8 protein-coding genes are annotated in these 9820 nt (G+C 30.8%); all 8 read left to right on the plus strand.

Annotated features, from left to right (window positions below):
• Positions 1-217 precede the first annotated feature (217 nt).
• The gene (gene rpoN / locus G3997_RS00905) at positions 218-1564 is read left to right on the plus strand and encodes an RNA polymerase factor sigma-54 (protein WP_296646658.1); all 1347 of its coding nucleotides are present in this window, start codon (positions 218-220) and stop codon (positions 1562-1564) included.
• Between the two features lie 146 nt (positions 1565-1710).
• The gene (locus G3997_RS00910) at positions 1711-2730 is read left to right on the plus strand and encodes a sugar-binding transcriptional regulator (RefSeq protein WP_296646662.1); all 1020 of its coding nucleotides are present in this window, start codon (positions 1711-1713) and stop codon (positions 2728-2730) included.
• Positions 2731-2800: 70 nt separating this feature from the next.
• Positions 2801-3808 (plus strand): type I glyceraldehyde-3-phosphate dehydrogenase, encoded by a 1008-nt coding sequence (gene gap, locus G3997_RS00915; protein WP_296646665.1) that lies wholly within the window; start codon positions 2801-2803, stop codon positions 3806-3808.
• 137 nt (positions 3809-3945) lie between these two features.
• Positions 3946-5145, plus strand: coding sequence for a phosphoglycerate kinase (locus G3997_RS00920; protein ID WP_296646670.1), 1200 nt, complete (start codon positions 3946-3948; stop codon positions 5143-5145).
• 172 nt (positions 5146-5317) lie between these two features.
• A complete protein-coding gene (gene tpiA, locus G3997_RS00925) occupies positions 5318-6061 on the plus strand; it encodes a triose-phosphate isomerase (protein WP_296646675.1) in 744 nt (247 codons plus the stop codon).
• 12 nt (positions 6062-6073) lie between these two features.
• A complete protein-coding gene (gene gpmI, locus G3997_RS00930; protein ID WP_296646679.1) occupies positions 6074-7600 on the plus strand; it encodes a 2,3-bisphosphoglycerate-independent phosphoglycerate mutase in 1527 nt (508 codons plus the stop codon).
• A 95-nt stretch (positions 7601-7695) separates the two neighbouring features.
• Positions 7696-9006, plus strand: a complete 1311-nt coding sequence (eno, locus tag G3997_RS00935) for a phosphopyruvate hydratase (protein ID WP_296646683.1) — start codon at positions 7696-7698, stop codon at positions 9004-9006.
• Between the two features lie 215 nt (positions 9007-9221).
• Positions 9222-9443 carry a preprotein translocase subunit SecG gene (secG, locus tag G3997_RS00940; RefSeq protein ID WP_296649204.1) on the plus strand — a complete coding sequence of 74 codons (222 nt, stop codon included), beginning with the start codon at positions 9222-9224 and terminating at the stop codon, positions 9441-9443.
• Positions 9444-9820: the final 377 nt, after the last annotated feature.

Genomic DNA, 9820 nt, shown 5'->3' on the forward strand with positions numbered 1-9820 from the left:
TAATATTTAATTTATAAAAAAGGCCTTTGAGCATATTATGCTTGAAGGTCTTTTTTTGAGCAACGGATGTATCCGAAATGTTTCGCCAACACGTTGCTCAAAGTGGTAGCGAGGATATATCGTTGGCGAAATGAAGTATTTCGCCGACACATCGCTTAAGCGAAGCGAATTTTNGTATATTATTTTATTATATAAAGAGGATATTATGGGGTGAAAAATGAATTTTAATACTAGCTTAGAATTGAATCAATCTCAGAAATTAATAATAACTACTCAACTAAAGCAATCTTTAAAAATATTACATATGAGCAAGTTAGAGTTAGAAGATGAAATAAATAAAGCAGTAGAAGAAAATCCATTATTAGAAGTAGATAAAAATAGTGAAATAAATTGGGAATCATATATAAAAGATATTGAAAATTCATATCAATTTGATAAAAATGAATTATATTACAACTCAGATAATGATATCAACTTAGAAAATATTATAAAAAGTGCATCAAATTTATATGAGAGTTTACATTTACAAGCTAGTTTATATAAATTAAATAAAATAGAAAAAGAAACTTGTGATTATATAATAGATAGTTTAGATGAAGATGGATATTTAAGGATAAATGAAGGTGAAATAAAGAAAGAACTAAATATAAATGATAACATATTTGAAAAGTGTTTAGATTTAGTACAACAATTAGAACCAATAGGAGTAGGTTCTAGAAATTTATCAGAGTGTTTAATAATACAGCTTAGGAACTTAGGCATAGAAAATAAATTATTAGAAAAACTTATTTCTAATGATTTAGAGCTAATAGGAAACAACAAGTATAAAGATATAGTGAAAAAGTACAATATATCAATGCAAAAATGTATAAATTTTATAAATATAATAAAAACGCTAGATCCCAAGCCAGGTAGAGTATGTTCTGATGAAAAAAGTGTATATGTTAAGCCAGATGTTATTGTTGAAAAAATAGATAATGAATTTATAGCTTATATAAATGAAAGTGATAATTTAAGATTAAGAATAAATAACTTCTATAAAGAAATTTTAAAGAGTTCTCACTCTGATGAAAAAGTTAAGGATTTTATAAAGGATAAGTTAAATTCAGCAACTATGCTAATAAAGAATATTGAAGGTAGAACAGCTACAGTACTAAAGATAGCTGAAGAGATTGTAAAATATCAACAATCGTTTTTTGAATATGGAGAGCAATATATCAAACCAATGAAAATGAAATATATTGCAGAAAAACTAGAACTTCATGAATCAACTATTAGTAGAGGGATAAATGGTAAGTATATGTTAACTCCATTTGGCATATATGAATTTAAATATTTCTTTAGTAGTGCTTTAGAAACTAATAATGAAGGTTTAACATCTAGCACTAGMATAAAAAAGATAATACAGGACACAATAAAGTCTGAAAATAAGAAAAAACCATTTAGTGATAATCAACTAGCAAAAATATTGACTAATATGGGAATTAATATTGCTAGGAGAACGGTTTCGAAGTATAGGGAAGAGCTTGACATATTGCCATCAAGTAAGAGGAAGGAGTGTTAGAATATATTTAATTAATTAAAAATATAAAAATGTTATAAAAAGTATTGAAAAGTAACTCTATTTGATATAAAATTAAATTATCTTGTGGGACTAAAACAAATACAAGGGACAAAAAATGTCCCTATGATTGTAATAAGGAGTAACAAATGAAAAACTTATTAAAGATACAACAAAAACTTATTCCGCAAGTGATTGAGCTTATGGAAAGAAGATACGCTATACTTAGACAAATATCTTTAAGTGAACCAATAGGAAGAAGAACTCTATCAAATATATTAGATATAAGTGAAAGGGTTATAAGGTCAGAAACCGAATTTCTAAAGGAACAAGGACTTATAGATGTAGCAGTATCTGGAATGACCATAACAATTGAAGGTAATAAACTTTTAGATGAACTAAAAGATGTAATGGATGATATTATGGGATTATCTACATTACAGGATAAGGTGAAAAGTAAGCTTGGTATTAAAAAGGTTTTATTAGTACCTGGAAGCTTTGATAGTAATGACAGTTTAATAAAGGATGTAGCAAGATGTGGATCTGAATATTTCTTAAGTATATTAAAAGATGGAGACATAGTTTCTATTACAGGTGGAAGTACTATGCTAGAATTTGCAAATAGTATAAAAACTGATAAAAGATATCCAGATGTAACAGTTATCCCTGCTAGAGGTAGTATGGGAAAAGAGGTAGAAATGCAGTCAAATAGCATTGTAGCCATAACTAGTAAAAAACTACATTCAAATTACAAATTACTTAATATACCAGATGAATTAGGCGAAGAAGCAATTAAAACACTTAGTCAAGAGCCTGAAATAAAAAATACATTAGAGTTTATACAAAAGACAGATGTATTAGTATTTGGAATAGGTAAAGCTGATGAAATGGCAAAAAGAAGAAGGATACCAGAAGATAAGTTCCATGAAATTATATCTAAAGGTGCAGTTGGAGAAGCTTTTGGCCATTACTTTAATGAAGAAGGAGAAATCGTTTATAAGTTGAATACTGTAGGTATAGACTTAGAAACATTCAAAAACGTTAAAGAAAGTATAGCTGTATTTGCTGGAAAAAGAAAAGCAAATGCCTTAATTGCATTATCTAATATAAATAAAAATATAGTTCTTATCACTGATGAAGAAAGTGCTCAGGCTATATTAGAACAATAAATGCTAATCACTAGCAATGCTAGTAAAATATATTATAAATTAAATTATAAATTTATTAGGAGGTAGCGAAATGGTTAAAGTTGCTATAAACGGTTTTGGAAGAATAGGAAGATTAGCTTTAAGAAAATTAATGGAGCAAACAGATAAGTTTGAAGTTGTTGCTATAAACGACTTAACAGATGCTAAGACATTAGCTCACTTATTCAAATATGACTCTGCTCAAGGTAGATTCAATGGTGAAATAGAAGTTAAAGAAGGTGCTTTCGTAGTTAATGGACAAGAAATAAAAGTTACTGCTGAAAGAAACCCAGCTGACTTACCATGGGCTGAATTAGGAGTAGATATAGTATTAGAATGTACTGGATTCTTCACTTCTCAAGAGAAGGCAGGACTTCACTTACAAGCAGGTGCTAAGAAAGTTGTTATATCTGCACCAGCTACAGGAGATTTAAAAACTGTAGTATTCAACGTAAACCATGATGTATTAGATGGAACTGAAACAGTTATATCAGGAGCTTCTTGTACAACTAACTGTTTAGCACCAATGGCTAAAACATTAAACGATGTATTTGGATTACAAAAAGGATTCATGACTACAATACATGCATACACTAATGACCAAAATACATTAGATGGTCCTCACGCAAAAGGTGACTTAAGAAGAGCTAGAGCTGCTGCTTCTAACATAGTTCCTAATACTACAGGAGCTGCAAAAGCTATAGGTTTAGTTATACCTGAATTAAAAGGTAAATTAGACGGAGGAGCTCAAAGAGTTCCAGTTATAACAGGTTCTTTAACTGAATTAGTTTGTACATTAGACAAAAACGTTACTGTAGAAGAAATAAATGCTGCTATGAAAGCTGCTTCAAATGAATCTTTCGGATACACTGAAGAGCCATTAGTTTCTTCTGACATAATAGGAATGAACTTCGGATCATTATTCGATGCAACTCAAACAAGAGTTATGGAAGTAAACGGAGAGCAATTAGTTAAAGTTGTTTCTTGGTACGATAACGAAATGTCTTATACATCTCAATTAATAAGAACATTAGGATACTTCGCTAACTTAGCTAAGTAATTTCATATAAGTCCGAGTTTGTAGTATAATGCTACAAATTGCGGACTTTTTTAAGAGTTAATAGATTAGAAAAAGGATTATATATATAATTTTTATAATATACAATAAATGGTTTCTTTTTGAGAGGAGAGATAACAATGTCAATGCTTAATAAAAAAACAATAGAAGATATAAACGTAAACGGAAAAAGAGTTTTAGTAAGATGTGATTTCAACGTACCACTAAAAGATGGTGTTATAACTGATGAAAACAGATTAAATGGAGCACTTCCAACTATAAACTACTTAATAGAAAATGGAGCAAAAGTTATACTATGCTCTCATTTAGGAAAACCAAAAGGGGAAGCAAAACCAGAATTATCTTTAGCACCAGTTGCAAAAAGATTATCTGAAATGTTAAATAAGGAAGTAGTATTTGCTGCAGATGATAACGTTGTTGGGGAAAACGCAAAAGCAGCTGTAGAAAAAATGGAAAATGGTGATGTAGTTTTACTACAAAACACAAGATACAGAAAAGAAGAAACTAAAAATGAAGAAAACTTCTCTAAAGAATTAGCTTCACTTGCAGATGTATTTGTAAATGATGCATTCGGTACAGCTCATAGAGCACACTGTTCAACAGTTGGTGCTGGAGAATTCTTAGAAGAGAAAGTTTGCGGATACTTAATTCAAAAAGAATTAAAGTTCCTAGGTGAAGCGGTTGAAACACCTGTTAGACCTTTCACAGCAATATTAGGGGGAGCAAAAGTTTCGGATAAAATAGCTGTTATAGAGCAGTTATTAGAAAAAGTAGATAACCTTATAATAGGTGGGGGAATGGCTTATACATTCTTAAAAGCTCAAGGATACGAAATAGGAACTTCTTTAGTTGAAGAAGAAAAAGTAGAATATGCTAAAGAAATGATGGAAAAAGCAAAAGCTAAAGGTGTTAAATTATTATTACCTATAGACAATGCTGTTGCTGATAAATTTGCTGATGTAGCTCCTGTTATAACAGAAGATGCTAACATACCAGCAGGACACATGGGACTAGATATAGGACCTAAAACAATAGAAGAATACGTAAATACTGTAAATGCTTCTAAAACAATAGTATGGAATGGACCAATGGGAGTATTCGAATTTGAAAACTTCGCAAATGGAACATTAGCTGTTGCTAAAGCTATGGCAGCTTTAACTGATGCTACTACTGTAATAGGTGGAGGAGACTCAGCTGCTGCTGTAAACCAATTAGGATTTGGAGATAAGATGACTCACGTATCAACTGGTGGAGGGGCATCTTTAGAATTCTTAGAAGGTAAAGAATTACCAGGTATAGTAGCTTTAGATAACAAATAAATAAATTTATAAACCATATAAATGACATTTTTAGTATAATATACCTATGTGTGTATATGTGACCACAGTTTAGTTTTATTAGTATAAAACTACTTTAAAATAAATTAATTAAATTAAGGGAAATTTTATTATAAAATTTCTCTTAATCTTAATTTAAGTGGGAGGCTAAATAATGAGAAAACCAATAATAGCAGGTAACTGGAAAATGTACAAAACTATAGCAGAGGCTCTAGAATTTGTGCATGATATTAAAGATAGAGTGAACAATAATGAGGTAGAAGCAGTTATATGCGCACCTTTCACATTATTAAAAGACCTGAAAGAAGCTACTAAAGGAACTGACATAAAGATAGGTGCTCAAAATATGCACTTTGAAGAAAAGGGAGCTTTTACGGGTGAAATATCACCACTTATGTTAAAAGAGTTAGATATGGATTATGTAATAATAGGACATTCTGAAAGAAGACAATACTTCAATGAAACTAATGAAACAGTAAATAAAAAAGTTTTAAAAGCATTAGAAGTTAAAATAGACCCTATATTATGCGTTGGTGAAACTTTAGAAGAAAGAGAAGCCGGAAATACTAAAAATGTTTGTAAAGTTCAAGTTGAAAAAGGTTTAGAAAATGTATCTAAAGAAGATTTAGCTAAGGTTGTTATAGCATATGAACCAAGATGGGCTATAGGAACTGGAAAAACAGCTACATCTGAAGATGCAAATGATGTTATAGCTTATATAAGACAAGTTGTAGCTAATCTTTATGGAGATTTAGCAAATGAAGTTAGAATTCAATACGGAGGAAGTGTAAAACCTTCAAACGTAGCTGAAATAATGAATCAAAGCGATATAGACGGGGCTTTAATTGGTGGAGCTAGTTTAGAAGCAAATGATTATGTAAAGCTTGTTAATTTCTAAGGAGAGACATATATGAAAAAACCAGTCGCTTTAATAATAATGGATGGATTTGGAGAAAGCCAAAATACTAATGGTAATGCAATATCATCTTCAAATACTCCTAATTTAGATAAAATAATGAATGAATATCCTCATACATTAATCCAAGCTAGTGGACTTGATGTAGGTCTTCCAGATGGACAAATGGGTAACTCTGAAGTTGGTCATACAAACATCGGTGCAGGAAGAATAGTTTATCAAGACTTAACTAGAGTTAGTAAAGCTATAAAAGATGGAGATTTCTTCACAAATGAAGTTTTACTAAAAGCTATGGAAAATGCAAAAGAACATTCTCTTCACTTAATGGGATTACTATCTAATGGTGGAGTACACTCTCACATAGACCATTTAAAAGCTTTAATAAAAATGGCTAAAGAAAATGGTGTAGAAAATGTATTTATACATGCATTTACAGATGGAAGAGACGTAGACCCAAGAAGTGCTTTAGAATTTATCGAAGATGTAGAAAACTACATGAAAGAAGTTGGAGTTGGTAAAATAGCTTCAGTTTCTGGTAGATACTACGCTATGGATAGAGACAAGAGATGGGAAAGAGTTCAACTTGCATATGATGCAATGGTTAATGGAAAAGGGAATACAGCAACTTCAGCTAAAGAAGCAATAGAAAAATCTTATGCTGATGACAAGAATGATGAATTCGTTGTTCCTACAGTTATAGTTGAAAATGGTAAGCCATTAGGGCTTATAAAAGAAGATGATTCTGTAGTATTTGGTAACTTTAGACCAGATAGAGCTAGAGAAATAACTAGAGCTATAGTTGATACTGATTTTGCTGGATTTGAAAGACCAAACTTAAATACATTCTTCGTGTGTTTAACTACATACGATGTAACTATAAAAAATGTAAATGTAGCATTTAAACCACAAAGTTTAGAAAATACATTAGGTGAGTATTTAGCTTCAAATGGCAAAACTCAATTAAGAGCTGCTGAAACTGAAAAATACGCTCACGTTACATTCTTCTTCAATGGCGGAGTAGAAGAACCAAATGATGGTGAAGATAGATTATTAGTTCCATCTCCAAAGGTTGCAACTTATGACTTACAACCAGAGATGAGTGCTTATGAACTAACTGATAAACTATTAGCTAAAATAGATGAAGATAAATATGATTTAATAGTAGTAAACTATGCTAACCCTGATATGGTAGGGCATACAGGTGTTATGGAAGCTGCTATAAAAGCTATAGAAGCTGTTGATACTTGCGTAGGTAAAGTAATAGAAAAAATACTTTCTAAAGATGGAAAAGCAATAATAACTGCTGACCATGGTAACGCAGAGTATATGTGGGATGCAAATACAGAATCAACTGTAACAGCTCACTCAACTAATCCAGTACCATTTATAGTTGTAGGAAATGAATTAAAAGAAGCTTCTTTAAAAGAAGATGGTAGACTATCAGATATAGCACCTACAATCTTAGATATGATGAACTTAGAGCAACCAGAACAAATGACTGGAAACTCTTTAATAAAATAAAGTTTATAAAAATAATAGATTGCATAAAAATTTACCTATCAAGTAAATTTAAATAAATGTAATTTGAATATATAATTTGGAGAGGAGACGTACATATGTCAGTTATAGAATTAGTATATGCAAGAGAAGTATTAGACTCAAGAGGAAATCCAACAGTAGAAGTTGAAGTAGCATTAGAAAGTGGAGCAGTAGGAAGAGCTATAGTTCCATCAGGAGCTTCAACAGGAGCTTTCGAAGCTGTTGAATTAAGAGACGGTGACAAAGGAAGATACATAGGAAAAGGTGTAGAAAAAGCTGTTGCTAACGTAAATGAAATAATAGCTCCAGAATTAGAAGGAATGGATCCTTTTGATCAACCAACAATAGATGCATTAATGATAGAATTAGATGGAACTCACAACAAAGGTAAATTAGGAGCTAACGCAATACTTGGTGTTTCTATGGCTGTTGCTAGAGCTGCTGCTGAAGAATTAGGATTACCATTATTCCAATACATAGGTGGAGTTAACGCTAAGCAATTACCAGTACCAATGATGAACATATTAAACGGTGGGGAGCATGCTGATAACAACGTTGACGTTCAAGAATTCATGATATTACCAGTAGGAGCTAAGTCATTCAGAGAAGGATTAAGAATGGGTGCAGAAGTATTCCACTCATTAAAGAAAGTTCTTGGAGAAAGAGGATTAGCTTGTGGTGTAGGTGACGAAGGTGGATTCGCTCCAAACTTAGGATCAAACAGAGAAGCTTTAGAATTAATAGTTGAAGCTATAGAAAAAGCTGGATACAAGCCAGGAGATGACGTAAGACTAGGTCTTGACGTTGCTGCTACAGAAATGTACGATAAAGAAACTAAACTTTATGATTTAAAACACGAAGGTAAAAAATTAACTGCTGAGCAAATGGTTGATTTATACGAAGAGTGGGTTAACAACTTCCCAATAGTAACAATAGAAGACGGATTAGATGAAGAAGATTGGGATGGATGGAAAATATTAACTGATAGATTAGGAAATAAAGTACAATTAGTTGGAGACGACTTATTCGTTACTAACACTGAAAGATTAGAAAGAGGAATAGAAGCAGGTGTTGCTAACTCTATATTAATAAAAGTTAACCAAATAGGTACAATAACTGAAACATTAGATGCTATAGAAATGGCTAAGAGAGCTGGATACACTGCAGTTATATCTCATAGATCTGGAGAAACAGAAGATACAACTATAGCTGACTTAGCAGTAGCTGTAAACGCTGGACAAATAAAAACTGGTGCTCCATCAAGAACTGATAGAGTTGCTAAGTACAACCAATTATTAAGAATAGAAGAAATGGTTGGAGAACAAGCTAGATACTGTGGAATGAAATCTTTCTACAACTTAAAACAAGAATTAGTTTCTGTAAAATAAATATAAAAGAGCCTTGAAGAAATTCAAGGCTCTTTTAAAGTAGACACAAGCAAAAAGACCTGTAAAATTCTACTTTAAGGGGTGATTTTTTGCAAAAATGCAGAGTAAAATAATGGTTAATTTTAGGCTACGTGCCTTGAATTGACTAGATTAGTGTGATATATTAAAGTATAAAGTATTTTATAAACTAAAGAGTAGGAGGTGGACATATGAACATAAGTACTATACTAATGGGAGTACAATCAGTACTAGCAGTAGTTCTTATATTAAGTATAATGCCACAAGATACAAAGAGTGCAGTTCCTTCACAATATGGTGGAGAAGGAAACCAAAGCTACTTCAAACCAAAAGGAAAAGAAGCTTTCCTTGGAAGAGTAACAAAAATAGCTGCAGTATTATTCTTTATAAATGCAATAGCTATGCTTTTAGTTAAATAATTGGCCATTATTTAATTTATAAAATTTTAAGAATTAAATTTAATTTTTAAAAGAACAACCATGTATATACATGGTTGTTTTATTTTTACAAATTTACATAAGTGTAAAATTTACCAAATAAATTTATTGGTGTATAATGATTAAAAGGTACGAATAATATATTAATAAGAAATAATTAATATTATATAAAATAACTTAAATTCAAACTATAAAGCTTGAAATATATATCTAAATTTAATTATTAAAATGTTACTTAAATTAAATATTTCATATACTATAGTAACATCAAAATATTAGATTATATAAAAATCAAGTAAATAGAATTTTATCATAATAAATAGGAGGTTAACAAATGTTACCTGGACTTAAAGAAAATT

The organism is Romboutsia sp. 13368 (genome assembly GCF_018336475.1).
Classification (GTDB): Bacteria; Bacillota; Clostridia; order Peptostreptococcales; family Peptostreptococcaceae; genus Romboutsia.